The sequence below is a fragment of the Paenibacillus sp. J31TS4 genome (genome assembly GCF_018403265.1).
GTDB lineage: Bacteria > Bacillota > Bacilli > Paenibacillales > NBRC-103111 > J31TS4.
This window is the reverse complement of sequence record NZ_BOSI01000001.1, coordinates 1,516,702-1,540,829: the sequence shown is the minus strand read 5'-3', so window position 1 is coordinate 1,540,829 and position 24,128 is coordinate 1,516,702. Positions and strand designations below refer to the sequence as shown.

Here is a 24,128-nt window from a genome sequence, read left to right as displayed (position 1 = left end):
CCGCAAAAGAGAAGACGTCCCGTCTGTTGACAGGCCGTAGTCCATGCATCGGTCTGGGACCGGAGATTGACGCGGGACGGGTCTGCTAACAGAATGTGGAAGAACTCCGCAGGTCGCGATAGAATGGAGAAAAAAGCTGCACTCCACTCCAAACGCGTCCCGAGCGGCGCAGAAACGGTGATCCGATGTCCCTCTCTCTGTTATCGACAAAGCTCCATCTCCCGCATTCCCGCTCCCGGGTAGTGCCCCGTCCCCGCCTGCTCGAGCGGCTGGAGGAAGGGCTGCACCGCAAGCTCACTCTTCTCTCGGCTCCCGCGGGTTACGGCAAAACAACACTAGCAAGCGGCTGGGCGGCGGCATGCGGACGTCCGGCCGCCTGGCTGTCGCTGGACGAGGAGGACCGCGAGCCGGCCCGCTTGCTGACCTGTCTCGTCGCCGCCATGAGGACGATCGCGCCGCATACCGGCGAGGGCGTGCTCGGCATGCTCCGGGCTCCTCAGCCGCCTCCGCTAGAAGCGGCCCTGACGATATGGCTGAACGAGCTCGCGGCCATGCCGGACCCGTTCCTTCTCGTTTTGGACGACTACCATGTCCTCCAATCCGAAGCAGTCGATCGCGCGATCGCCCTCGTTCTGGAACGCATGCCGCCGCAGATGCATTTGGTGCTTGCGACGCGCGAGGATCCGCACCTCCCCCTGGCCCGGCTGCGCGTCCGGGACCAATTGACGGAGGTCCGGGCCGCGGACCTCCGCTTTGGCGTCGCGGAAGCGGCCGCTTTTTTGGAGCAGGTGATGGGCCTTGCGCTTCCGGAGGATACCGTCGCCCTGCTGGAAGCCCGTACCGAGGGCTGGGCCGCCGGCCTGCAGCTGGCCGCGCTCACGCTGCGGGACGGCCAGGATCCGTCCGCCTCTATCCGCTCGTTCACCGGCACCCATCCGTTCGTCCTGGACTATCTGATGGAAGAGGTGCTGCAGCGGCAGTCTGCCGAGACGCAGACTTTTCTCTTGAGAACGTCGATCCTCGAACGGATGTGCGGCTCCCTCTGCGAGGCCGTCCTGAACGGGGGAAGCGATGGACCGTTCGCAGGCGGCGTCTCTGGCGAGGAGACGCTGGCCGCCCTCGAGCAGGCCAATCTCTTCGTCGTCCCGCTCGACAACGAGCGGCGCTGGTACCGGTACCATCATCTGTTCGCAGATTTGCTGCGAAAGCGTCTGGCGCAAAATCCTGTCTCGCCCGGGGGGAAACCGGGTCCGGACGCCGCCGAGCTGCACGGGAGGGCGAGCGGATGGTACGAGGCGAACGGCATGGAGCTGGAAGCCTTTCGGCATGCTGCGGCCGCCCGGGATTATGGCCGCGCCGCCCGGCTGGCGGAAGGAGGGACGATGCCCCTGATTTTTCGCGGAGCGGTGGTGCCTGTGCGCCAGTGGCTGGATTCGCTGCCGGCTGCGGAGCTGGAGGCGAGGCCGTCACTCCTCGTCCTGCATGCCTCCGCCTTGCTGATGGAGGGGCGGTCGGGCGCCGTTGAGCCCAAGCTGGAGCTTGCGGAACGAGCTCTGCAGCACCCTGTGCCGGGAATGGAAGAGGACCAGGCCCGCGATCTGATCGGGCATATCGCCTCGATCCGGGCGACTCTCGCCGTGAGCCGGCACCGGGCAGACACGATCCTCGCCGAGTCGCGCCGGGCGCTCGCCCATCTGCATCCGGGCAATCTGCCCGTCCGAACCGCCGTCGTCTGGACGCTCGGCTACGCCTGCCAGCTCCAGGGCGACCGCGCCGCCGCCGGCCGCGCTTACGCCGAGGCGCTTGCAGCCAGCGAGAGAATCGGACACACGATGATTACGCTGCTGGCTGCGCTCGGCCTCGGCAACATCCAGGAGGCCGACACGCTGCTCGCCGAGGCGGCCGAGTCGTACCGGCGCGTCCTCGTACTGGCGGGAGAACCGCCGCTGCCGGCCGCCTGCGAGGCGCATCTCGGGCTCGCCCGCATCGCGCGCCAGCAGAACGACCGGAACGCCGCGCTGCGGCACGGACGGGAGGCGCTGCGGCTCGCGAGGATGTTCGAGGACTCGGACAGAGCCGTGGCGGCGGAGGGGTTCCTCGCGCGGCTGGAGCTGACGGGGGGAGAGGTTAGCGCCGCGGCCGCGCTGCTCGCGAGCGCCGAGCATACCGCCCGGCGGCATGGGTACGACCGCCAATTGGCTCCCTTGGCCGCCGTGCGAGTAGAGCTCCTGCTGCGGCAGGGCCGGATCGAGGCCGCGTCCGAGCTGGCGCAGCAGCAGGGCACGCCCGTCAGCCGGGCCCGGGTGCTGCTGGCGGAAGGCAACGCGGCCGCCGCCTTGGCGGTGCTGGAGCCGCTGCGCGAGGAGGCGGAGGCCCGGGACTGGCGGCAGGAGCGGCTTGAGGCCGTGATCCTGCTGGCGATGGCCCGGCACCGGCTGGGCGAGACGGGCCCGGCGCAGCAACTGCTCGCCGATGCGCTTGCCATGGGTGAGCCCGGCGGCTTCGTCCGGCTCTTCCTCGATGAGGGGCCGCCTATGCGCCGGCTGCTCACGGAGGCGGCCGCTCATGGGCGGATGTCCTCCTATGCCGGTCGGCTGCTGGCGGCATGGGAGAGCGTGGAGACGAGCGAAGGAGAAGCCGGGAAGCGGCAGCCCGCAGGGCAGTCCCCGTCTCCATCCCCGCCTGCCTCTGCCGAGCCGGTCCCTCCGCTTCTCGAGCCGCTGACCAAGCGGGAGGCGGAGGTTCTGCGGCTGATCGCTCTGGGACTGTCGAACCAGGAGATCGGCGCGCGGCTTTATCTAGCGCTCAGTACGGTGAAGGGGTATAACCGGATCCTGTTCGACAAGCTGCAGGTCAAGCGGCGCACGGAGGCAGTGGCTCGCGCCCAACTGCTGGGGCTGCTGTGAGAGGCGGGGCAAAACCAATACTTAAGTAGCTGTGCCGCCATCCCTTCCCGCCGCTATACTGAACGCAAATCAGGAAGAGTGGGGGAGTCTGCATGAAAGCGATCGTTTGCACCAAGTACGGCCCGCCGGAGGTGCTCCGGCTGGCGGAGGTGCCCGCCCCGGCGCCCAAGGCGCACGAGGTGCTGGTGAAGGTGGGGGCGACGACGGTTGCGTCGGGAGATTTGAGGGTGCGGGGATTCAATAGCCCGCTCCTGCTCTGGCTGCCCATGCGAATCGTCCTGGGGCTTCGCCGGCCGAGAAAGCCGATCCTCGGTGTTGAGCTGGCGGGGGAGGTCGTCGAGGTGGGCGGGCAGGTGCAACGGTTCCGCAAGGGCGACCGGGTCTTTGCCCTGACCGGGATGCAGTTCGGCGCTCACGCGGAGTATGCCTGCCTGCACGAAGACGGCGTGGCCGCTCTTATGCCGGCCGGGGCCAGCTATGAGGAAGCGGCAGCCCTTCCGATGGGAGGGACGACCGCCTTGTATTTTTTGCGCAAGGGCAGCATCCGCAGCGGGCAAAGGGTTCTCGTCTACGGAGCATCCGGCGCGGTCGGCACGCTCGCGGTCCAGCTAGCCAAGCACTTCGGGGCGGACGTGACCGGAGTTTGCAGCACCGCCAATCTGGAGCTGGTGAAGGCATTGGGAGCCGACAGGGCGGTCGACTACACCAAAGAGGCGTTCGCGGACGGACGCGAGCGGTACGATCTTGTTTTTGATGCGGTCGGGAAGCTGAGCAAGGCGGCGTGCCGGAAGGCGCTGGCGCCGGGCGGAGCTTATGTGACCGTAGACGGACAAGGGATCGCCAAGGTGACCCGGGACCATCTCATGTTCCTCAAGGAGCTGATGGAGGTGGGCGCCATCCGGCCGGTCATCGACAGGCGTTATCCACTCGAGCAAATTCCGGATGCTCACCGCTATGTGGAGCAGGGACGCAAGAGAGGAAGCGTCGTCATCCAGGTGGCGGCCCCTTCCGTTCTTTGAGGCCAATATTTAAGGATTCGGCCCGGATACCAAAGAGGCGGCAGACGGGCCAATGAGCCGCCTTCACGCGAAACAACCCCCTTGTCCGGGCAGGACAAGGGGGTTGTTTCGCTCGGGCGCATTTGCTGCTGCGAGGGCCGTCAAGTGGCGCTGGCGTTCGGCCCGATGACGGGCTCTGGCGGCTGCGTGCCGGGGTCGTGTGCGGAGGCAAGCAGGTTCTGCAGCCATTCCGGCACGTCTCCCCCGGACAGATTCAGCATATCGAGGAAATCGGAGTCGTTCAGGAGCGAGCGGATGCCCGACACGACATTCCGGTCTCCGCTGACCGAGCCGAAGCCTTGCGTCAGCTTCTGGTGGCTCTCGAAGTTGGTCGGCCAGTTATTGCCCATGTTGAGGCAGGCCGCGTTCTCCACCGATCCGATGCGGATCGAGCCGATGACAAACTGCGGGCAGAGCATCGAAGGCATCGTCGTCACTTCCCCTCTTGATGAATGAGCCTCTTCACGTGTGGCGGACACGGTACCCCGTCTCCGTCCGCTCCAGGCCGGGCTTCGCGGCGTCTGCGGATGGTGGCGATGGAGCGTCCGAACGGGGGCCGCCGGTTTGCCGGCTATCCCCGGACGAGGCGGCCGCATCCGGCCTCGTCCGCTGGAAGGGAGGAGGAGAAGAGGCGGGCTGGAACTTGGCTCCGAAATTGTTGCCCATATTCAGGGAGCCGCTCAGCTGCTGGATATCGAGCCGGTCCAGCCGGTATTCCAGCTTCTCCAGCTGCGGCTGATGGATATGAACCGTCTCGATCGTTACCCGCGTCCCGTTTGTCTTCAGCTCCTCAAGCGCCTTCTCCATCCGGCCGAACCGGTCGGCCAGCTCCTCCAGGCGCCGGTTCACGTCACTTGCAGCGGGATCGGGTGGAGGCGGGGGCGGGGACCTTCGTCTTTTCCAAAACATACGGTCACGTCTTCGGAGGGGTGAAGAGGGAGTGGAGGTCGATCCGATCGTCATCCTCCATCATGGCCTGGATGTCCGCCAGGACGACCCGCTCCCCATTCACCGTGCCGAACGCCTGGTTCTGTTTGGCGACGTGCTTCATGCCCCGCTGGCTATTGCGGCCATGGAACACCCCGGACGAGCCCGCGACAGTCCCGACCCGAAGCTCCTGGAATTGGATGCGCACCAACTGCTTCCCCCCCTCTCACATGCGATGGCAGCCTGCTCTTCGCAGGCTTCAGCCGAAGTCGACCGGGATCTGCGTCTGCGGCGCCGCCGGCTCGATCTGCAGCTCGACGATCAAGAGGCCCCGGCTGTATCTGGCCTTGCTGTTCTTGAGCGTGACCGGCTTCGGAAGCGGGATGCTGCGCCGGAAGCTCCCAAAAAACCTCTCCTGCAGCGCAATCCGGTTCTGCGTCACGGGATAATCGCACGGGATTTCGCCCTCCAGCACCAGCGTCTGCCCGTCGAGAGAGAGGCCGATCTGCTCCGCGGACGCAAGTCCTGGAAGCTCCGCCAGGACCGTTACGGCCGTGTGCGTATGGTACAGATCCACGCGCGGTCCCGGCTTGGGCAGGAGAACGGCCATATCCTGCCAGAACTCCTCTCCGAGCACTTCGCTCGCCTGCCGGTGAAACGACGAGCTCTCCTTCTGCGATGGCCGGTGTTCCTTATCTTCCATTGTCATCACCACGCTTGATTGGCCGGCTGTCGGCCTGCTCTATGTATATGTGCCGCCGGGGCAAATCATGTGCCGGCCGGCTGGGGCCTGTCCCGTCCGCCGGCGGGGCCGCCCGGCCGCTGCCGAGCGGTCCCATGCCCGGTGCCGAGCGTCTCACGACCGCTGTCAAGTTCCCTCCGCCCGCTGCCGAGCGTCCCATGCCGCTGCCGTGCCGTGCGGCTCACGCTCCTCCGTCCCGCTCCCGGATCGCGATCTCGCGGTAGACAGTGGGCTCGCGGCTTTTGGGCAGCCGGACCTCGATCCCGCGGGCGTCCGCGTGAGCAACCGCTTGATCGGGGACGACGGGGCTTGGCAGGCGAACCTCCTGCACCGCGCCGGGGAATTCGATGCGCAGCGAGCCGGCGCTCACGGACAAGCGGAAATCCCGGACGGCCAGCGGCTCTGGGACCGGACAGCGCACGTAGATATGCTGCTGGCTCTCAAACAGCTCGCAGGCGAGGTCGTCTTCCTCATCGGCATGCCGGTCGTGAGCATAGGGCAGCGCATGGCGGAGATAGCCGTGGATGGTCTGCTGCACGAAGCGGTCGATCTCCCCGTGACCGGCGGGCAGCGGCAGCTGCTTGAGCAGCGACCGCTGCAGCTCCTGCCAGCCCCGAAGCGGATAGTTCCCCATGTCGATATCCATTTCCTTTCACCCTTTCGTTGTCGGATCGTGAATCACGCGGCCTGTGCGTCGTCCATTCGGGCGGTTACTTGTCCGTCCGGGAGCGGGACCAGCCGGATTGTCCGCCGATTCCCCTGCTGATGAGCGGCTTGTTCGCAGACGGATAGAGGGGCGTCAGCAGCCCGTGGAGCTGAAACAAAGTGGGCTCGCCGCATTTGGCGCAGTATGCGGCGTTAGGAGCATTCAAGTACGTACAGCCCTTCTTCAGCAAGCCGGGCTCGTCGGAGCAGCGGTTTTGCAGAGGGGCGCCGCAGTCGATGCAGTACTTGTCGGTCTCGCTCGCCTGCTTCGAGCAGCGGATGCAGGACACAGGTTCTTTGGCCACGAGCTATCTCCTTTCTCGCTTGACCCCGCCCGCTACAACGTTTGGGACTGGATGGAGGCGGCGGGATCCAGCTCGGCAATTGGATTATCGACCACGTCGTTATCCCCCAGAGTGGTAACGAACCCAGTCTGGATGTTGGAGCCGAACAGCTGCCCGTTCCCGAAGTTGGATTTGCCGTTCTGGTTCCATCCCGGCTGGGCAATCTCCCCGACGGCGATGACACTTCCTCTGTTCAAAGCATTCACATTAATCGCTCCGGCGGCGAGCGATATGATAACGGCCATTTAGGTTCACCCCCGAGCTGTCGGCGTCTGCCTTGGTCTTCCTTCGCCTCTCCCTCGGCCGTCGGCTGCTTCGTCAGCCGTCTTCTTCCGGCTTCTGGGTGATGCGGATGTTCCGCTCGGCCTGCCGGCCGCAGTCGGTGATGGTGGCGGCGTGGCGGAAAGGCGCATCCACGCCGTCGTCGTCCTGCAGCAGACTGGCTACCCGCGACACCTGGTTACGGCCCAGGGCTTTCCCGAACCCGTAATTGACCTTGCGGGAGCTTCGCCAACCGAGCTGCTTGTTGTCCCCGAGGTCGATCGCCGATCCGTTCATCAGCACGTTCGCATGAATGGACCCAAAATCGATGGCACTTTGCGCGGGCGATCCCGCTTCGGCAAGTGTGATCGCCCGGGTATCCTGCACGGGCATATCGACCATGTCCGCATCCTGCACGAAGCTGACGGCGTTGGTTAGGGTGGAGCTGCTGAGGCTGCCGAAGCCCTGATTCGTCTTGCTGTAGGACGACCAGCCGATCGCCTGGGTGTTGCCGATGAAGATGCCCGACGAGTCCTCCATGTTGTTGACGAACAGCTTGTTGAAGACGACGTACGCCTTTTGCTGGTTCCCGTTCATGCTGCACCTCCTGCCGGAAGAATTACCGAATCCGCCCTGCATGCGGGTGTATGCCCATAGTCTATTCCGTCCGCTCGATCTGTTGCTTGTCATCCTTGCCAAAACTTTTGCCCGGCCCGCCGGCAGTTCTGCCGGAGAGCGGCTGGGATCGGTGGGCTGTGGTATACTGTGTATAGGATAAACAAGAGATAGGAGTCCAGCGGACGGTGCGGGGCGAGAGGATGGGGGACGGAAACGATGAACAACCGGGAAAACGACGGGCTGGAAGAGTTGGACAGCCTGCCTAACGGCGTCAAGCTGAGCTGGGGACTAGGCAAACAGCCCAAGAGAGGGCCAAAGGGAGAATTGAGCGTGGAGCAGATCGTGGAGGCGGCGGTAGCGATTGCGGACCGGGAAGGGCTCGCCGCCGTGTCGATGAGCCGGGTGGCCGGGGCATTGGGATTCACGACGATGTCCCTGTACCGCTACTTGTCCAGCAAGGAGGATCTCCTTGTGCTTATGCAGGATGCTGCAAGTGCCGTCCCGATTCCGCCACAGCGGGAAGAGGCGGACTGGCGGGACGAAATGCGCGAATATGTCCGCGAGACGATCCGGGTGTTCCGGGAGCATCCTTGGTACGGCGATCTGCCGATCACAGGTGTTCCGGTCACGCCTAACGTGCTGCGATTCGTCGAGTGGGGGCTGCGCACGATGAGGGAGTTTCCGCTGAGCGATTACGAAAAAATGTCGATTATTCTCCTGCTCAGCAGCTACGCTCGGTCCTGCGGCATCATCGAACAGGACCTGGGCCGGCTGGTGCGGGAAGGAGGGGATCCGGATTCGTTCAGCGGACTGAGCTATACGGCGGCGCTGAGGCGGCTGGTGGACGCGGACCGGTATCCTTATCTGCATCCGCTCGTCATGTCGGGTGTCTATACCGGAGAGAAGGAGGACGAGAATCCGGTTGGCGACGATATGGAATTCGGCCTGGAGCGGATTTTGGACGGGATCCAGCATTATCTGGACACCAAGCAAGGGAAGGAACCGGCTGCGGAGGAAGAGGGCGGCAATTAGCCTGCGGATCCGGAGGAGCAAGCTTAGCGAAAATTCCGGAGATGCAGGAGCAAGGCTTGGCAAAAGCTTCGCGGAGAAGAGGTAAGGCTTGCGGAAGGCCGCCGAGACGCAGGGGACAAGCTCCGCGGCACTGCCGGAGCGAAGCCGTCCCTCTCTCTTCGCGGGAAGCAAAAAAACAGCGGAACGGCTCAGCCGTTCCGCTGTTTGCTGGTTAAGGGAGCGGGAACTCGCTCGCTGAGCGAGCAGGAGGTGACCGCCGTTCTCTCGGGCAAAGGGTTGCCGGCCACTCTCGTTCAGCGCCGTCCCGCTCTTCTGCGGAAGGCCGCCCACGACCAGACAAGGGCGACGAGCAGAATGGCTGCGCACCAGCCGACCGCCCACCATGCCTGATTATGGATCGGCGTGCCGGTCAGCAGGCCGCGAATGGTCTCGATGACTGGGGTAATCGGCTGCCGGCTCGCCACTCCCTGCAGCCAGCCGGGCATCGTGCTGACCGGGACGAACGCGCTCGACAGATAGGGAAGGAACAGGAGGGCGAACCCGTAGCTGCCCGCGGCCGCCGGGCTGCCCGTCACGAGTCCGATCGCCGCGAACAGCCAGGTGAACGTCAGAATGAACAGCACAATGACGCCAAGAGCCGCGAGCCATTCCCACAGCGAGGCGGTGGGCCGAAAGCCGACCAGGAGGGCGACCCCGATGACGAGGAACGTTGCGAGCAGGTTGCGGGCCAGGCTTGCGACAACATGGCCGGTGATGACGCACACGCTGGAGATCGGCATCGTACGAAACCGATCGATAATGCCGTTCGTCATATCTTGCGTCACATCGACCGCGGTGCTGGAGGAGCCAAAGCCGGCGCACAGCAGGATGATGCCCGGTACGACGTAGTGGACGTATTGGCCGCTCGGATCGATGGCGCCTCCGAATACGTAGGTGAACATCAGCATGAGCAGGATGGGAAGCAGGATGGCCATAATCAGGGCTTCGGGGTTGCGGAGGCTGAGCCGGAGGCTGCGCCCGATGAAGACGGCATTCGTGACGGCCAAGGAAGCGGATTTGGCTGTTTGCTGCGGGCCGGATTGGTGCTGGCGGATGGTCATCATGAGGATCTTCTCTCCTTTTCTTGGGCGGTAAGGGCGACGAACACGTCGTCCAGGCTCGGCTTGCGGATGGCGATCCGCGTATCCGGCGGAACGCTTGCGGCCAGCTCATTCAGCTGCTGCCGGATGTCCTGAAGGCTTCCGTCTGTGGAGAGCGTCCGGATCAGGCTGCCGCGGCCGTCTCGCAGCTCGAGCACCTCGTCGCCGAGACGGGTCTTCAATTCCGAAGCCGTACCGGTGGCCACGATGCGTCCTCCGTCGAGCACCGCGATGGTGTCGGCCAGCTGGTCGGCCTCCTCCAGATATTGGGTGGTCAGGAAGACGGTGACGCCCTGCCGCTTGAGGCTGCGGATCAGGTCCCACAGTGTCCGCCGGCTCATCGTATCGAGCCCGGTCGTCGGTTCGTCCAGGAAGAGGACCGGACGCGGCGTGACCAAGCTGATGGCCAGATCCAGCCTCCGGCGCATGCCGCCGGAATACGTCCGGACGCGTTTGTCTGCCGCCGATTCCAGGTCGAAGCGCGCCAGCAGCTCTTCGGCCCGTGCGCGGGCTTCCGCCCGGGTCAGGCCGCACAGCCGTCCGGCCATCGTCAAGTTCTCTCTGGCTGTCAGCACTTCATCCACCGCTGCGAATTGGCCAGTCAGGCTGATCGACCGCTTCACCATGCTGGCGGCAGCGAGCTCGTGCCCGCATATGCGGACCATGCCTTCGTCCGGCTCAACCAGAGTGGACAGAATGTGAATCAGCGTCGTTTTCCCGGCTCCGTTGGGGCCGAGCAGAGCATAGATGGACCCTTCCGGCACAGCTAGGTCGACACCTTGGAGAACGTCATGCGCGCCGAACCGCTTACGCACGTTTTTCGCTTCAATAGCCAGATTGCTCATTGTCTTCTTCCTTTCGCTTTTTAATTGTATATGTTATAAACAGTATATATTGCACGCAGTTATTCCGCAAGCAAAAAATTGGAATCCTGTCCCAAGGGCAAGAAGCCATTTGTTTAAGTATTATGGATATTAGTGGAATTTGAGCACGGAGGAGCAAAGGAAGCCTTGGTCTGACAAGAAAAATAGAGCGAAGGTATTTCCCTTGCTTCTTGTTCTGCTGGCGGGGTTTCTATTAGCCCGAACGCAAAACGAACCGGCCCCTTTGTCTCTCGGACAAGGGGCCGGTTCGTTTTATATCTGTTGATTCCTGCGGCCTTCACTTGGAGTCGGCGCTTTGCTAGCCGCCGTGAATCGGATCCGCTCGCTTGAACGTCACATGCCGGACCGTGCCGTCCGGTTTGTCGGCGCTGAAGTAAATCGAATAGCCGCCGGACGTGTAGAACAGAACCCAGCCGTCGTCGATCATGCTTTCCTCTTCACTGGCCGGCTTGCCAAGTGCCTTTTTGACCTCCGTGACGGAATAGGCGACGGTCTCGCCATGGACGCCGATGGAGCCCACTGTTCCGTCTGCGCCAAAGTAGTACTGGTAGTCGAACCATTCTTCGTATTCGGTCTGCCGCGTGCCGGTCCGCTGCGGCTCGCCGTAGCCGGCGTGCACCGCTTCCCGCGAGGCGCCTATGCCCAGCGGGATGTCCGGCAGCCTGCCCTGTGCCATCGCGGCGAAGAACGACTCGTCCAGCCGCAGTTTTTTGCTGAGGGGCGTTTCGCTGATCGTAATCGTCTTGGTCGCATTCTCGTATTTGACGAGCTGCCCGAGCTGCTCCGCCACGAACCGGATCGGCACATAGGCATGCCCATCCACATTCAGCACCGTATAATCGGGCTCCAGCTTCGCCTCCTTGCCGTGAATGACGAAGCCGGCCGGAAAGAGATACGCCTGGATCGTTCCCGAGGCATAAGCCGCCGTGGCCGCAGTCAGCCCGACGCCGCACGCCAGGCCGAGGACGAACTTTTTCATCGGTCCTTCACTCCTGTTCCAAGGGATTCTCCTACTAAGACGCCTCCGAAGAGGAATAGGTTGCTCTTCCGGTAGAATATTGGAAACAATCGGGCCGCCAGCCGAATCCGAAATTTATGGTCTTCTCTTGTTGGAAAGCGGTTTCAAACCTATAATAAGAAAACCATATTCTTCCACAAGGAGGCCCTTTCATGACCCGAGCTGTCCGGGGAATCGGTCCGACCTTCGGTTCCCGCAAAAAACGATGGCCCCGAGCCGTCGGCTTTGTCCTGCTCGTCGTTCTCCTGCTGCTGTCCGGCGCGGCGGGCTATCTCTATTGGCTCGTCCACAAAAGCCTGCCGGTCATCCGGGGGGAGCTCGCGCTCGCCGGTCTTGGGCAGCCGGTCAGCGTATGGCGGGACGAAGCCGGTGTGCCGCATATCGAGGCACAGAACGAGCAGGACCTCTACCTGGCGCAGGGCTACGTCACCGCCCAGGACCGGCTGTTCCAGATGGATTTGAGCAGGCGGCAGGCCTCCGGCCGGTTGAGTGAGGTGGTGGGAAAGGGGGCGCTCGAGCGCGACAAGTTTTTCCGTACGTTCGGGCTGCGCCGGGCCGCGGAAGCCTCGCTGGGCGCCTATTCGGTCGCGGCGCGAACGATGCTTGACCGGTATGCACAGGGCGTCAATGCGTACATCCGCCAGGCGAAGGAGACGGGCTCCCTGCCGGTCGAATTCCGGATACTTGGCTACGAGCCTGAGGAGTGGCAGGCGGTGGATTCGCTGACCATCGGCAAGTACATGGCGCACGACCTGTCCGACCATTGGGCCGGGCAGGCGTTCCGCTACCAGCTCGTCCAGCAGGTTTCTGCCGAGAAGGCGCAGTCGCTGTTTCCCTCGTATCCAAAGGACGGCGCTACCATCCTCCAGGCGATCCGGGAGAATCCGCTGGATCTGACGGCGTTCGCGTCCGCGGCACTGCCTCCCGACCCGTTCAACGGCAGCAACAACTGGGTCGTGGCCGGCTCCAAGACGGCGTCCGGCAAGCCGATGCTCGCGAACGACCCGCATCTCGGCCTCGCCACGCCTTCAATCTGGTACGAGACGCATCTGTCCGCGCCCGAGGTCGAGGTGAGCGGCGTCATCTTTGCCGGCGTCCCCGGCATCATACTCGGACACAACCGGGAGATCGCTTGGGGCGTCACCAACCTGGGGCCCGATGTGCAGGATCTATATATCGAGAAGAGGAATCCGGCGAATCCGAACCAGTTCGCCTACATGGGCAAGTGGGAGGATGCCAAGCTGGTTACCGAGGAAATCCGGATCAAGGGGGAGGCTCCGATTTCCTATCCGGTAACCGTCACCCGGCATGGGCCGGTCATCTCGGAATTTGCCGAGGACCAACGGCAGGATACCGTGCTGGCTATGCGCTGGACGGCGCTCGAGCCGACGACGGAGCTGGAGGCGGTGCTGAGATTCGCCAAGGCGCGCAATTGGGAGGAATTCAAAAAAAGCCTGGAGTTCTTTCACGCGCCCGCGCAGAACTTCGTCTTCGCTTCGCGCGACGGTACGATCGCGTACCGCGCGAACGGGCTTATCCCGATCCGCCGGCAAGGGGACGGCCTCCTGCCGGTCCCGGGGTGGACAGACGACTATGAATGGACGGGATATATTCCCTGGGACCAGCTGCCAACGGCGGTTAATCCGCCGCAGGGCTTCATCGCGACGGCGAACAACAAGGTGGTCGGCCCGTCGTATCCGTACCACATCACCGACAGCTGGGCCCAGCCCTACCGCGAGGCGAGAATCCAGCAGGTGCTGGAAGCCCAGCCGGTACTGACGGCCGCCGATCTGCGCCGGCTGCAGCTGGACCGCCGCAATCTCCAGGCGGTGGAGCTGCTGGACGGTCTGCTCGCCAAGGTCAAGGGAAGCCCGGAGCTGCGTCCCGTCGATGCCAAGACGGTCGACCTGCTGCTGCAGTGGAACCGGGAAAACGACCCGGAGCAGGCGGCCCCGCTGGCCTACGAGCTGTGGATGCAGCGGATGAACGACGTCTTGTTCAAGCCGGAGCTGTCGGACGGCATGCTCAAGCTGTTCGTGAACAAGGCGATCGTCAAGGACGAGATCATCCGCAAAGGATTGAAGGGCGAGAAGGAGCCGTGGCTTGATGGCAAAGGCGGCCTGGAAACGGTCGCGCTGCAGGCGCTTCGGCTCGCTGTCGATGATGCGGTCGCTCTCCAGGGACGAGAGCCGTCCCGCTGGCGGTGGGGCAAGTACCACTCGGTCGTGTTCCCGCACCCTTTGAGTGCCGTGAAGCCGCTTGACCTGCTGTTCGACGGCAAGCCGGTTCCGATGGGCGGCGGCCGGGTCACCGTGGGAGCGGCGGGCTGGAATGCCGCGACCGGAGAGGTCAACCACGGAGCGCCCTGGCGGACGGTAATCGACCTGGCCGATCCGGCGCGGGCGGACAATGTGGTCGGCCCCGGCCAATCCGGGCACCGGCTCAGTCCCTGGTACCGGGACCAGGTCAAGAACTGGGCGACCGGTCTGTACCATGTGACCAGCCTTGAGCCGTCCGACTATCGGGCCGCGGGCAACCGGCTCGTGCTGCTGCCCGAGTGAGGGGAGACTCCGCTGCCCGCCGCTTGGCGTCACGGATGCGGGACGCCGTGCGGATAGACGGCCGCAGCCGAATAGGCAGGATAGGCGGGAGCAGCCGCGGTACGGGCCGGTCCAGCCGGATAGGTGGACGCCGACGGCGGAAACGAGGCGGGCATAGACGGATAGATCGGGTAGCCGGGAGCTGCCGCGGACCAGGCCGGATAAGCGGGAAACGCTGAACCGGTCGGTCCAGCCGGATAGGCGGGAGACGCTGCACCGACCAGCGACGCCGGACCCCGGGCCGGATGGGCGGACACCGCCGGAGCCCGGTCCGACTTGCAGTCGGCGGGAGGCCCGATGAACACGGTCTCCTGCAGGGGGGCAAATGCTTCCTTCACTTTTTCCTCGTCGAGGCAGTAAGTATGCGCCAAGATGTTCGCAGGCGTCAGGCGCAGCAGGTCGGAGCCGCCGATGAATTCCGGGACGGGGGCGTCGAAGATGGCGAGCAGATGCGTATCGTCGGCCGTCGCCACCTCATAATGCCACCAGCCCTGCGGAACGTTCGCCACTTGCCCGGGCTCGATGGGGAAGTTGAGCAGCTTCTTGGTGAACGGGTTGACCAGGGAGACAACGGCCGAGCCTGCGATGCAGTAGACGAGCTCCGTCGCATTCTGATGGATATGAGGCTCGACGACGTTCGTTTTGCTGAGGAAGATGTCCAGAAGAGAGACGTTTCCAAGCGTGTTCAGCTGCCCGATGGACAGCATGTTGATGTAGTTGCGGCTGTCCTTCCGGAAAAACTGGTTTTTGCTCAAGTCGAACGTGAACTGTACGGACGGAGAAGTATAGTCCAGGTAGGAGACTGCCATTTTGCTTTCCTGCCTTTCTTCGGTAGCGCTGGGCGAGCGCCGCATGAGACACCTTATGAATCCCGGAGAAAGGGCGTGCGCCTATTTTCGTCCAAGGGAGGCGCCGAACAGCGCAATCTGTAAGAAAAGCCGGCGGCGAATCCGTGCTACGATGGGAGCAGCAACCGGTTCGACATGTTATGCAAAAGCAGCGGGGAGAGAGGGGCGCTGCATAGACGTCATGCGGGAAGGAGGTGTGAGCGATGCCTACAGAGAAACGCGAGAAGAAGACGGCTGCCGGCAGAGTCCTTAAGCCGTCCGGCCCCGAGCAGGTCGCGGCGTATCTGGACAGGCTCGATCATCCCAGGAAGGCGGAGATCGAGGCGGTGCGGCGGCTCATTTTCGAGTCCGACGACCGGCTGGCTGAGAGAATCAAGTGGAACGCCCCCAGCTTTCATCTTGGCGAGGAGGATGTTCTTACTTTTCAGCTGCGGGCAAAGGATTCGTTCCTGCTCGTTCTTCATCGCGGGGCAAAGCGCAAGGAGGCGGTGAGCGGGGAGCGTCTGTTCGAGGATACCACCGGGCTCCTCGAATGGGCAGCCCCGGACCGGGCAACGATCAAGCTTACGGACATGGCGGATGTGGAGGCCAAGCGAGAAACGCTCACAGAAGTGGTCCGCCGATGGATCGAGGCGGTGCAGTCATCGTGAGAGCACGGGTCTTCCCGGTGCGGGCAGGGTGCAACGGATACGAAGGAAAAGGACACAGGAGGAACGAAGATGCAAAAAATTACGACGTTTTTGTGGTTCGATAACCAGGCGGAAGAGGCAATGCAGTTCTATGTCTCCGTATTCAAACAGGGCCGCATTCTGGGCATGTCCCGCCAAGGCGAGCAAGGGGCGGTCATCTCTGGAACGTTCGAGCTTGAGGGCCAGCAGTTCATGGCGCTGAACGGGGGGCCGTACTTCTCTTTCACGCCGGCGATCTCCCTCTTCGTGGACTGCGAGACGCAGCAGGAGGTGGACGATCTGTGGGAGAAGCTGTCCGAGGGCGGGGCCAAGCAAAAATGCGGCTGGCTGACGGACCGCTTCGGGCTGTCCTGGCAGATCATCCCGCGGGCGCTCGGCCAGCTGCTGCAGGACCCGGATCCCGCCCGGGCGGAACGGGTCCGGCTTGCGATGCTCGGCATGGAGAAGATCGACATTGAAGGCCTCCAGCGAGCTCATGCGGGAGAGAGCCCAGTCGGGTAGAGCGGTGAGAACCGCAAGAGGACGCGGCGGGCGGCGATAGTCCGGCAATCGGTCCGAGCGGAGGCGGCTTACGCTGCAGCTCGATAGAGCGGGACACACAGAAATGGCAAAGGAACACGCCGGACGGCGGTTCCTTTTTTTGCATTCGGCGATGCGGGGCGTCGACGGCCAGCCGGCGTGGCCCCGCATCCGGGCCGCACACCTCCAGCGCGAGCGCCGCGCCGTCCGTCAGCCGGTCTGGCTCCGCATCGGAGCCAGCGCGCCTCCCAGCACGAGGCCCGCTCCGACAAGCGCAAGCGTAAGGGGAAGCGCCATAGCTGTACCGACGGCAAGGGTCGTACCGTCGGCCGCGCCTTCCGCGAACAGGCGCCATAGAACGTAGGCTCCGTAGGGAATCTCGACCAGCGCGGCGGTCCATACTCCGGGCGTGTAGCTTCGCGCCAGCACGCTGGCGCCGACGTGCTTGAGCCCGTCGAGCAGGAAGACGGAGACGATGCCGACAAACAGCGGATTCGGCCGTCCGGTGTCGGCGAGGCGGCCCGCGGCGTACGAGGAGGCGAGCAGGAGACAGGCGCCGATCAGCAGGACGGCGATCGCGAACTGCACCGTGAGATGCTTCCCGGGGTTGAACAGGCGCGGGTCCTCCAGGCGGTCCCGGGCGGGCCGGGAACGCACCCACTTCTCCACGGTCATGATTTCCTCTCCGTCATGGAGAAAGAAGGCGGCCGGAAGCAGCCAAATCAGCGCCTCCAGGCTCGGCTGGGCAAACAGGTTCATCCACATGGTCATTTTTCTCCTTTTATATTGAGCACTCACTCAATACTAGTGATAAAAAAGGCCGCGCTTGCGGCCTGCCCTGCGACGGGCAGATTGGCATCGTCCGGCTATGCCTTCGGGGCGCCCTGCAGGCCGTGCAGCAGCAAACGCACGAGCTCGCGGACACTCGCTTCCTCGTCCCAGGCCGCTTCGCCCCTGAACCGGGAATGAAGCAGGAACTGAAGGAGAATGGACGAGGTCAACATGGTCATGGCGGCCTCGCGCGTTACAGGGGACAGCCGCTCACCGGCCGGACCGCTTGCCAGCATGCTTTCCCCGGCCCGGTGGATGGAGCCGATCAGCTGCAGCACCTCCCCGGATACTTCGGGGTCCTGAATCATCTCGGGCGACCAGATCAGCATTAGATAGTCGCTGTGCTCCTTGAGGAACCGCAGGTAGCTGAGACCGTACTCCACGAGCGCATCCTCAAGCTGCAGCTTCTTCAGCCGCTCCTCCTCGCCGGCGATCCGGGGAGCGAACGAGAAGCTGCGCACGAGCTGGAGGAGGAGCTGCCGCTTGTCGCCGAAATGGTAAAAGAGCAGTCCTTCCGCCACGCCGCTTTCCTTGGCGATTTCCTTTGTCGTCGTCGCATGGAAGCCCTGCCGGGAGAACAGCCGCAGCGCCGCTTTGAGAATGTGGTCTTTTTTGGAGAGTTTGCCGTTCGTTTGGCTCAACTGGAGGACGTCCTTTCTCTCGTTGGCTGGTTTAATTTGAGTATTTGCTCAAATTATAGCGGCGCGGAGGAGAAGCCGTCAAGACGAAGGACGGACCGGATTCCGGCGCAGGCGGGATTCCCGCAGCAGAGGCACCATCGCCCCGAGGCCGGCAGCGAAGCAGGCGGCAGCGGCCGCATACACGCCGGGAAGCGTCAAAAGCAGCTTGAGTGAGCCCGCTCCGCTGGCCGCAAGCAGCATGGCGCCAGTCATGAGCAGGGTCCGGATGCCGGTTACCCGGCCGATGTAGGCCTCCTCCGTGTGCTTCATCGTAAGCGTCTTGTTGCCGACGAAGATGGCGGGCTGAAGCAGCGCCGTGATGAACTGGGCGGCCATGGCGAGCGACAGTGTCGGAGCGAGCCCGGTTGCGGATCCAGATGCCGGCCTGCGACAGCAAAAAAGAGAGCAGTGCGGCCCTCGCATACCGATTGTGCAGCAAAAGAGAATAAGGCGATTTCATGGAAACGAGCCTCCTTTATGGATGTCCGTGTCAGCATAAGGCCTCCTGCAAGAGGAGAGTCAGCCGCTGGCTGGGGCTGAATCGGCGGCTTGACACTCCTCTTAGGGGAGACTTTAGACTGGACGAAGAAAGGGGGATTCGCCATGCTGTATACGGTTAAGGAAACGGCGGGCCTGGCCGGCGTCACAATCAAGACGCTGCACCACTACCATAAGCTTGGGCTTCTCGTGCCCCGGGAGACGAGCGAGGCCGGCTATCGGCTGTACGGGAAGGAGGAGCTGGAACGGCTGCAGGAGATTCTCATTTACCGCGAGCTGGAGCTTCCACTCGGCCGGATCAAGGAGCTGCTGGACGGCAAGGGAGACCGCGCCGCCATTTTGGCGGAGCAGGAGGGGCTTCTCCTTGCCCGCCAGCAGCGGCTGGAGGCGATACTGAGCACGCTGCGGGCCTCGCTCGCCAGCGTGAACGCCGGCATATCGCAGGAGCCGCAGGAGCTGTTCCGCGGATTCGCGACGGAGGAGGAATGGCGGGAGGCGCTGCGGGAGCAAAGCGAGCATTTGCAGGAGATGTACGGGTTCGACCTTCTGGAGTCGGAGCCGGCCATAGACGTCCCCGCTATGAACGAGCAGGCGGCGGAAGCTGCGGCCTTCCTCGCGGACATGGCCCGGTCTCTGCGGGAGGGCATCTCCCACGACGATGTGGAGGTGAGGGAGCGGCTGCGCCGGCATTTGCAGGCGCTGGCCGGTTACGGGCAAGCATTCTCGCCAGCGGAGCTGGCCGGTCAGACGCGGTTTTTTTTGCAGGATTCGTTCCATCGACAGATGCTTGAGGACCAGCAGACGGGGCTTGCCTACTACTTGGCCGCGGCGGCGGCAGCGTTCGCGGAGTCTGAGGAATCCAGCGAAAACAGGGATTGACATCCCGGTTTCGGAGCTTTACAATAGCCGGTAACCAAACACTCAAATGTGAGGATTAGAATTAGTAGAAAGGCCGGGACGTTTCAGAGAACCGTTGGGTGGTGCGAAACGGTAACGTCATTCCTTTCGAACTCGTCTATGAACAGCTGCCTGAATGTTGTAGGGTAAGCCGGACTTCCACCGTTACAGGGATAGATGGTGATGGCCATCGAACAGAGCTCATTCCGTCATGGAATGAAGTAGAGTGGTACCGCGGGCGCAACCCCGTCTCTATACGTAGAGACGGGGTTTTTCTGTTGATTAAAGACCGGGTTTAATCAACCCCGCTTCACATATAGATAGGCTAACTACTTCGCGAGGAGGCAATGGAGATGAAACGGAACATCCTTGTTTTTGACACGACGCTGCGCGACGGCGAGCAGGTGCCGGGCGCCAAATTGAACATCCAGCAAAAAGTGGAGATCGCCCAGCAGCTCAAGCGGCTCCAGGTCGATATTATAGAAGCCGGGTTCCCCGCCTCGTCCGCGGGAGATTTTCAGGCTGTTCAAGAGATAGCGCGCACCGTGGGAGATACGGTCTCCGTTACGGCGCTGGCGCGGGCGGTTAAGAGCGACATCGACGCCGTCTACGAAAGCGTCCGGCCGGCGCAGAACCCGCTTATTCATATCGTGCTGGGCACGTCGAACATTCACGTCGAGAAGAAATTCAACCGCTCCAAGGACGCGGTGCTGCAGATGGGAGTCGACGCGGTCCGCTATGCGAAGACGCTGCTGCCTCACGTCCAGTATTCGACGGAGGATGCTTCGCGCTCCGAATTCGAATATCTGTGGTCGACGATCGAAGCGGTCGTCAAAGCCGGGGCCACCATGATCAACATCCCCGATACGGTCGGATATGCGGTTCCCGAAGAGTTCGGCGACCTGATCCGCCGGATCAACGAGCGGCTCAAAAACCTGGACGACCGCGTCATCCTGAGCGTGCACTGCCACAACGACCTCGGCCTGGCCGTCGCGAACACGCTGAGCGCCGTCAAGAACGGGGCCGAGAAGGTCGAGTGCACGATCAACGGTCTCGGCGAGCGGGCGGGCAACGCCTCACTCGAGGAAGTGGTCATGGGGCTGCAGGTCCGCGAGAACTATTACAACAGCCACACCGGCATCAACACCAAGGAGCTGCTGCGCACTTCGCGGCTGGTTAGCCATCTGACCGGACTGGATGTGCAGGTCAACAAGGCGATTACCGGCGAGAATGCGTTCGCCCATTCCTCGGGCATTCACCAGGACGGCCTGCTCAAGGATAAGCAGGTGTACGAGATCATGGCGCCCGAAGAGGTCGGGGCAGACAGTATGGAGCTCATTCTGACGGCCCGGTCCGGCCGCCACGCCTTTCGGAACGCAGTGGAGAAGATGGGCTTCGAAGCGGGGGATCCGGCGGACTTCGAGCAGCTGTTCGAGAAGTTCCTCACGCTCGCGGACGCCAAGAAGGAAGTCTACGACCACGATGTGTTCTACCTCGTCACGCAGCACCGGACGATAAAGGCGGAGGAGAAGCATCTGTATGAGCTGGCCTCCTTCCAGGTCGTGAGCAACGACCTGCATCCGACGGCGACCGTCAGCCTGCGGAAGGGAGCGGAGACGATCACCGGCAGCGCCGTGGGCGACGGCCCGATCGACGCGCTGTACAGTGTCATCCGTACGTTGGTCGGCCTCGACGTCGAGCTCAAGGCTTACAAGATTAACAGCCTGTCCCGCGGCAAGGAAGCGATCGGCCGGGTCAATATCCGGATCGAGTATGAAGGCAAGGTCTATTCGGGCCGCGCGATGGATACGGACATCATCAAGGCGAGCGCCAACGCGTTCCTGAACGGCATCAACGCCGTACTGCTGGATACGGCCAAGGCGGCTGCGGTTTAAGGGCGACTGCCTGGAGTCCACAGAAATCCTGCGAAGGCTGCCCGTTGTGCAAGCAGGCGCCTTGAACAAATCGCAGCACAACGAGCCGGCTCTATGGCAACTGGAGCCGGTTTCGCTTTTCTTTTACCCTCGATTTATGGAATATAGGTTCGCTCCTTCAAGGTCCTTTCCGCTCTGTCGCCTATTCCCGGGTGGAAGGGTATGGAAGGAAAGCGAGCCCGGCCCTTTGTTTGTCTCCGGAAGTATGGTATCATTATTTGTTCTGTCGTCCACAATGAGTGGCGTAAGGCACGCGGCCGCCATGCCGCGCCTAACGTCTATCAAATAAGAGATACCATGTATCCATAAGGAGATCCTATGACATTCGAAGAATTGAAGCTTCACCCCGCTATTTTGAAAGCATTGAAAAAAGAAAACTACAAGAAGCCGACGCCGATCCAAGAGCAGGCGATCCCGAGCGTGCTGGCAGGCCGGGATCTGCTCGGCTGCGCACAGACGGGAACGGGCAAGACGGCCGCGTTCTCGCTGCCGATTCTCCAGCTGCTGACCGAGAAGACGGCCAAGCCCCGTTCGTCTCGCCGGATCCGCTCCCTCATTCTCTCCCCGACCCGGGAGCTGGCTTTGCAGATTGCCGAGAATATCGAGGCGTACAGCCAGTTTCTCGATTTGCGCAGCACGGCCATTGTCGGCGGCGTGTCCCAGAGTGGACAAGAGCGGTCGCTCGCCCAGGGCGTCGATATTCTCATCGCTACCCCAGGCCGGCTCCTCGATCTGATGAGCCAGAAGAAGGTCGACCTGCAGGCGGTCGAGATTCTGGTGCTCGATGAAGCGGACCGCATGCTGGACATGGGCTTCATCCATGACGTGAAGCGGATTATCGCGCAGCTGCCGGCCAAGCGCCAGACGCTGTTCTTTTCGGCGACCATGCCGCCGGAGATTGCCAAGCTCGTCAAGTCGCTGCTGGTCGATCCGGTCAAGGTGGAGATTACCCCGGTCTCGTCGACGGTCGACCGCATCGAGCAGTCGGTCTATCTGGTGGACAAGGCGAACAAGCAAAAGCTGCTGAACCATCTGCTCGCCGATCCGTCCATCGAGTCGGCGCTCATCTTCACTCGCACGAAGCACGGCGCGGACCGCGTCGCACGGGGGCTGAACAAAATCAAGGTCCCGGCGCAGGCGATTCACGGCGACAAGTCGCAGAACGCTCGCCAGAACGCGCTGAACAACTTCAAGAGCGGCGCCACGCGGGTACTGGTGGCAACGGATATCGCCGCCCGGGGCATCGACATCGAGGAGCTGTCGCACGTCATCAACTTCAACCTGCCCAATATTCCGGAGACGTACGTCCACCGGATCGGCCGCACCGGCCGGGCGGGACACAGCGGCGTGGCCATCTCGTTCTGCGAGGAGGAGGAATTGCCGTACCGCAAGGACATCGAGAAGGTGATTGGCAAGAAGATTCCCGAGGTGAAGGACCATCCGTTCCCGATGGGAACGGCTCCGGCCGTCGAGCCGGCCGACAAAGCCCCGCAGGCAGCGCCGGCGAAGCCCGGCAAGGCGAAGCGGGCGCAGAGCGGCCAGGCAGGCGGAGCGCCAAGAGCGAAGCAGGCGCAGGGCGGCCAGGCAGGCGGAGCGCAGAGGGCGAAGCAGGCAGCTGGAGCGGAACGCGCCGGCAGAGCGGGCCGCAGCGGACAAGCGGCGCGCAAGCCCCAGTCTCCCGCTTCGGCCAAGCAGCAGCGTCACGGCCGTCCGGCCGGTCAAGCTCGCTAAGCGGAGCCCGGCCTTACGGCGTCAACCCCATCCTCTTTTGCGAGGATGGGTTTTTTTCATGCCGCGCCGCCCATCCGGCATCGGCCGGCCCTTGTCCTTCCCGCAAGGTCGTCTATAATAAGGAGAAACTATCCGGAATCGAGTTGGGACCTATGGACGACAGACAAAAGCTAAGCATAGAAGCGGCCCGGCTGTATTATCTGTCCGATTACAGCCAGCAGGAGATCGCATCCCGGCTCGGCGTCTCCCGCCCGACCGTCTCGCGGCTGCTCCAGACGGCCAAGGAAAGCGGCTATGTCCGCATCGAAATCGTCGACCCGGCCGAGGATCTGGACACGCTCAGCCACGAGCTCAAGATCAAGTACATGCTCGATACGGTGCTCGTCTGTTCTTCGCCGCTCAACGACTACAGCGAGATCCAAAAGCATATTAGCAAGAGAGCCGCCGAATATCTCCAAGACATCGTGCAGGACAAGGATATTATCGGCGTCACCTGGGGGACGACGATGTATTCCGTCGCCCGCCATCTGCAGCCGAAGCAGGTCAGGGGCGTCGAGGTCGTCCAGCTGAAGGGCGGCGTCAGCCATTCGCACGTGAATACGTATGCGGCAGAGACCGTCAATCTGTTCGCCGAAGCGTTCCATACGGCTGCCCGGCATTTGCCGCTGCCCGTTATTTTCGACAATATTGCCGTCAAGGAAATGGTCGAGAAGGACCGTCATATCCGCCGCATCATCGAGCTCGGCCGCCAGGCGAACATCGCTGTGTTCACCGTCGGGACGGTGAAGGAGGATGCGCTTCTATTCCGGCTCGGCTACTTCTCCAAGGAGGAGCAGGAGCAGCTCCAGCGGACGGGGGCCGGCGATATTTGCTCCCGTTTCTTCGACGCAGAGGGCAACATCTGCAACGAGGAGATCAACAACCGGACGGTGGGCATCGGCCTGTCCGATTTGCGGCTCAAGGAAAAAGCGATCCTCGTTGCCGGAGGCCAGCGCAAAATAGAAGCGATTCGCGCGGCACTAATCGGGCGGTATGCCAACATTCTCGTCACCGACCAGTACACGGCTCAGGCGCTGCTCAGCTGACGCCCCGCTTCCCGCAGCGCAGCGGCCGCCCGCCTTCCCCGGCATCACGCCGGTGCAAAGCAGCCTCCCTCGTTAGATAAGGAACCTGCCATCCGGTGATGGCGGGTTTTTTGCCGTTATAGCGGGGATGTTGGATACACCGGGCTCGATGCTCACTCGCCCCTCCATGCCCCGGCGACATA

Annotated in this window: 25 protein-coding genes and 1 other annotated feature; of the genes, 10 read left to right on the top strand and 15 right to left on the bottom strand. The window is 62.9% G+C overall.

Translation table 11 applies throughout. The features are described 5' to 3' along the window. Nucleotides 1-185 precede the first annotated feature (185 nt). On the top strand, nucleotides 186-2,906 hold the full coding sequence (locus tag KJS47_RS07095; protein WP_213523987.1) for a winged helix-turn-helix domain-containing protein: 2,721 nt from the start codon (nucleotides 186-188) through the stop codon (nucleotides 2,904-2,906). Nucleotides 2,907-2,998: 92 nt separating this feature from the next. Further along, entirely contained in the window at nucleotides 2,999-3,925 is a 927-nt protein-coding gene (locus KJS47_RS07090; RefSeq protein ID WP_213523986.1) for an NAD(P)-dependent alcohol dehydrogenase, read from the top strand. A 140-nt stretch (nucleotides 3,926-4,065) separates the two neighbouring features. Here the strand turns inward: KJS47_RS07090 and KJS47_RS07085 are convergent, their stop codons facing one another. The 8 genes from KJS47_RS07085 to KJS47_RS07050 all read right to left on the bottom strand — a co-directional run bounded on the left by KJS47_RS07085 (nucleotide 4,066) and on the right by KJS47_RS07050 (nucleotide 7,540). Continuing rightward, nucleotides 4,066-4,443, bottom strand: a complete 378-nt coding sequence (locus KJS47_RS07085) for a hypothetical protein (RefSeq protein ID WP_306433012.1) — start codon at nucleotides 4,441-4,443, stop codon at nucleotides 4,066-4,068. Further along, nucleotides 4,427-4,813 (bottom strand): spore germination protein GerPC, encoded by a 387-nt coding sequence (locus KJS47_RS07080; RefSeq protein WP_213523985.1) that lies wholly within the window; start codon nucleotides 4,811-4,813, stop codon nucleotides 4,427-4,429. Before KJS47_RS07080 ends, KJS47_RS07085 begins: the two co-directional genes overlap by 17 nt. A gap of 64 nt (nucleotides 4,814-4,877) precedes the next feature. Then, nucleotides 4,878-5,102 carry a hypothetical protein gene (locus KJS47_RS07075; RefSeq protein ID WP_213523984.1) on the bottom strand — a complete coding sequence of 75 codons (225 nt, stop codon included), beginning with the start codon at nucleotides 5,100-5,102 and terminating at the stop codon, nucleotides 4,878-4,880. A 48-nt stretch (nucleotides 5,103-5,150) separates the two neighbouring features. Continuing rightward, the gene (locus tag KJS47_RS07070) at nucleotides 5,151-5,594 is read right to left on the bottom strand and encodes an Hsp20/alpha crystallin family protein (protein WP_213523982.1); all 444 of its coding nucleotides are present in this window, start codon (nucleotides 5,592-5,594) and stop codon (nucleotides 5,151-5,153) included. 220 nt (nucleotides 5,595-5,814) lie between these two features. Next, nucleotides 5,815-6,279 carry an Hsp20/alpha crystallin family protein gene (locus KJS47_RS07065; RefSeq protein ID WP_213523980.1) on the bottom strand — a complete coding sequence of 155 codons (465 nt, stop codon included), beginning with the start codon at nucleotides 6,277-6,279 and terminating at the stop codon, nucleotides 5,815-5,817. Between the two features lie 64 nt (nucleotides 6,280-6,343). Next, entirely contained in the window at nucleotides 6,344-6,643 is a 300-nt protein-coding gene (locus KJS47_RS07060) for a zinc ribbon domain-containing protein (protein WP_213523978.1), read from the bottom strand. A gap of 32 nt (nucleotides 6,644-6,675) precedes the next feature. Next, the gene (locus KJS47_RS07055; protein ID WP_213523976.1) at nucleotides 6,676-6,927 is read right to left on the bottom strand and encodes a hypothetical protein; all 252 of its coding nucleotides are present in this window, start codon (nucleotides 6,925-6,927) and stop codon (nucleotides 6,676-6,678) included. 73 nt (nucleotides 6,928-7,000) lie between these two features. Continuing rightward, nucleotides 7,001-7,540 carry a hypothetical protein gene (locus KJS47_RS07050; RefSeq protein WP_213523974.1) on the bottom strand — a complete coding sequence of 180 codons (540 nt, stop codon included), beginning with the start codon at nucleotides 7,538-7,540 and terminating at the stop codon, nucleotides 7,001-7,003. 237 nt (nucleotides 7,541-7,777) lie between these two features. Between KJS47_RS07050 and KJS47_RS07045 the strand changes: the two genes are divergently transcribed. Continuing rightward, nucleotides 7,778-8,593, top strand: coding sequence for a TetR/AcrR family transcriptional regulator (locus KJS47_RS07045; RefSeq protein ID WP_213523972.1), 816 nt, complete (start codon nucleotides 7,778-7,780; stop codon nucleotides 8,591-8,593). 293 nt (nucleotides 8,594-8,886) lie between these two features. Here KJS47_RS07045 and KJS47_RS07040 read toward each other — a convergent pair whose 3' ends face one another. The 3 genes from KJS47_RS07040 to KJS47_RS07030 all read right to left on the bottom strand — a co-directional run bounded on the left by KJS47_RS07040 (nucleotide 8,887) and on the right by KJS47_RS07030 (nucleotide 11,595). Continuing rightward, entirely contained in the window at nucleotides 8,887-9,696 is an 810-nt protein-coding gene (locus KJS47_RS07040) for an ABC transporter permease (protein WP_249716151.1), read from the bottom strand. Beyond that, nucleotides 9,693-10,577 carry an ATP-binding cassette domain-containing protein gene (locus KJS47_RS07035; protein ID WP_213523970.1) on the bottom strand — a complete coding sequence of 295 codons (885 nt, stop codon included), beginning with the start codon at nucleotides 10,575-10,577 and terminating at the stop codon, nucleotides 9,693-9,695. The genes KJS47_RS07040 and KJS47_RS07035 overlap by 4 nt, the downstream gene beginning before the upstream one ends. A 337-nt stretch (nucleotides 10,578-10,914) precedes the next feature. Beyond that, entirely contained in the window at nucleotides 10,915-11,595 is a 681-nt protein-coding gene (locus tag KJS47_RS07030; RefSeq protein WP_213523968.1) for a stalk domain-containing protein, read from the bottom strand. A 191-nt stretch (nucleotides 11,596-11,786) separates the two neighbouring features. On the opposite strand from KJS47_RS07030, the gene KJS47_RS07025 reads away from it, so the two are divergent. Further along, nucleotides 11,787-14,195 carry a penicillin acylase family protein gene (locus KJS47_RS07025; protein ID WP_213523966.1) on the top strand — a complete coding sequence of 803 codons (2,409 nt, stop codon included), beginning with the start codon at nucleotides 11,787-11,789 and terminating at the stop codon, nucleotides 14,193-14,195. A 29-nt stretch (nucleotides 14,196-14,224) separates the two neighbouring features. On the opposite strand, the gene KJS47_RS07020 is transcribed toward KJS47_RS07025, so the two are convergent. After that, a complete protein-coding gene (locus tag KJS47_RS07020) occupies nucleotides 14,225-15,043 on the bottom strand; it encodes a cupin domain-containing protein (RefSeq protein WP_213523964.1) in 819 nt (272 codons plus the stop codon). Nucleotides 15,044-15,285: 242 nt separating this feature from the next. Here KJS47_RS07020 and KJS47_RS07015 point away from each other — a divergent pair, with 242 nt between their 5' ends. Further along, complete coding sequence (locus tag KJS47_RS07015; protein WP_213523962.1) at nucleotides 15,286-15,732, top strand: DUF1801 domain-containing protein; 447 nt, start codon at nucleotides 15,286-15,288, stop codon at nucleotides 15,730-15,732. 69 nt (nucleotides 15,733-15,801) lie between these two features. After that, the gene (locus tag KJS47_RS07010) at nucleotides 15,802-16,272 is read left to right on the top strand and encodes a VOC family protein (RefSeq protein WP_213523960.1); all 471 of its coding nucleotides are present in this window, start codon (nucleotides 15,802-15,804) and stop codon (nucleotides 16,270-16,272) included. Nucleotides 16,273-16,500: 228 nt separating this feature from the next. Here the strand turns inward: KJS47_RS07010 and KJS47_RS07005 are convergent, their stop codons facing one another. The 3 genes from KJS47_RS07005 to KJS47_RS06995 all read right to left on the bottom strand — a co-directional run bounded on the left by KJS47_RS07005 (nucleotide 16,501) and on the right by KJS47_RS06995 (nucleotide 18,137). After that, nucleotides 16,501-17,055 carry an HXXEE domain-containing protein gene (locus KJS47_RS07005; protein ID WP_213523959.1) on the bottom strand — a complete coding sequence of 185 codons (555 nt, stop codon included), beginning with the start codon at nucleotides 17,053-17,055 and terminating at the stop codon, nucleotides 16,501-16,503. A gap of 101 nt (nucleotides 17,056-17,156) precedes the next feature. Continuing rightward, the gene (locus KJS47_RS07000; protein ID WP_213523958.1) at nucleotides 17,157-17,762 is read right to left on the bottom strand and encodes a TetR/AcrR family transcriptional regulator; all 606 of its coding nucleotides are present in this window, start codon (nucleotides 17,760-17,762) and stop codon (nucleotides 17,157-17,159) included. 78 nt (nucleotides 17,763-17,840) lie between these two features. Beyond that, on the bottom strand, nucleotides 17,841-18,137 hold the full coding sequence (locus KJS47_RS06995; RefSeq protein ID WP_213523957.1) for a hypothetical protein: 297 nt from the start codon (nucleotides 18,135-18,137) through the stop codon (nucleotides 17,841-17,843). A 267-nt stretch (nucleotides 18,138-18,404) separates the two neighbouring features. Between KJS47_RS06995 and KJS47_RS06990 the strand changes: the two genes are divergently transcribed. The 4 genes from KJS47_RS06990 (at nucleotide 18,405) to KJS47_RS06975 (ending at nucleotide 23,946) form a co-directional block, all read left to right on the top strand. Then, on the top strand, nucleotides 18,405-19,178 hold the full coding sequence (locus KJS47_RS06990; RefSeq protein ID WP_213523956.1) for a MerR family transcriptional regulator: 774 nt from the start codon (nucleotides 18,405-18,407) through the stop codon (nucleotides 19,176-19,178). A gap of 42 nt (nucleotides 19,179-19,220) precedes the next feature. Then, nucleotides 19,221-19,453: a binding site (T-box leader), on the top strand. Between the two features lie 96 nt (nucleotides 19,454-19,549). Further along, nucleotides 19,550-21,091, top strand: a complete 1,542-nt coding sequence (locus tag KJS47_RS06985) for a 2-isopropylmalate synthase (protein ID WP_213523955.1) — start codon at nucleotides 19,550-19,552, stop codon at nucleotides 21,089-21,091. A gap of 357 nt (nucleotides 21,092-21,448) precedes the next feature. Continuing rightward, a complete protein-coding gene (locus KJS47_RS06980; RefSeq protein ID WP_213523954.1) occupies nucleotides 21,449-22,861 on the top strand; it encodes a DEAD/DEAH box helicase in 1,413 nt (470 codons plus the stop codon). Nucleotides 22,862-23,013: 152 nt separating this feature from the next. Continuing rightward, complete coding sequence (locus KJS47_RS06975; protein WP_213523952.1) at nucleotides 23,014-23,946, top strand: DNA-binding transcriptional repressor DeoR; 933 nt, start codon at nucleotides 23,014-23,016, stop codon at nucleotides 23,944-23,946. The last annotated feature ends 182 nt before the right edge of the window (nucleotides 23,947-24,128 follow it).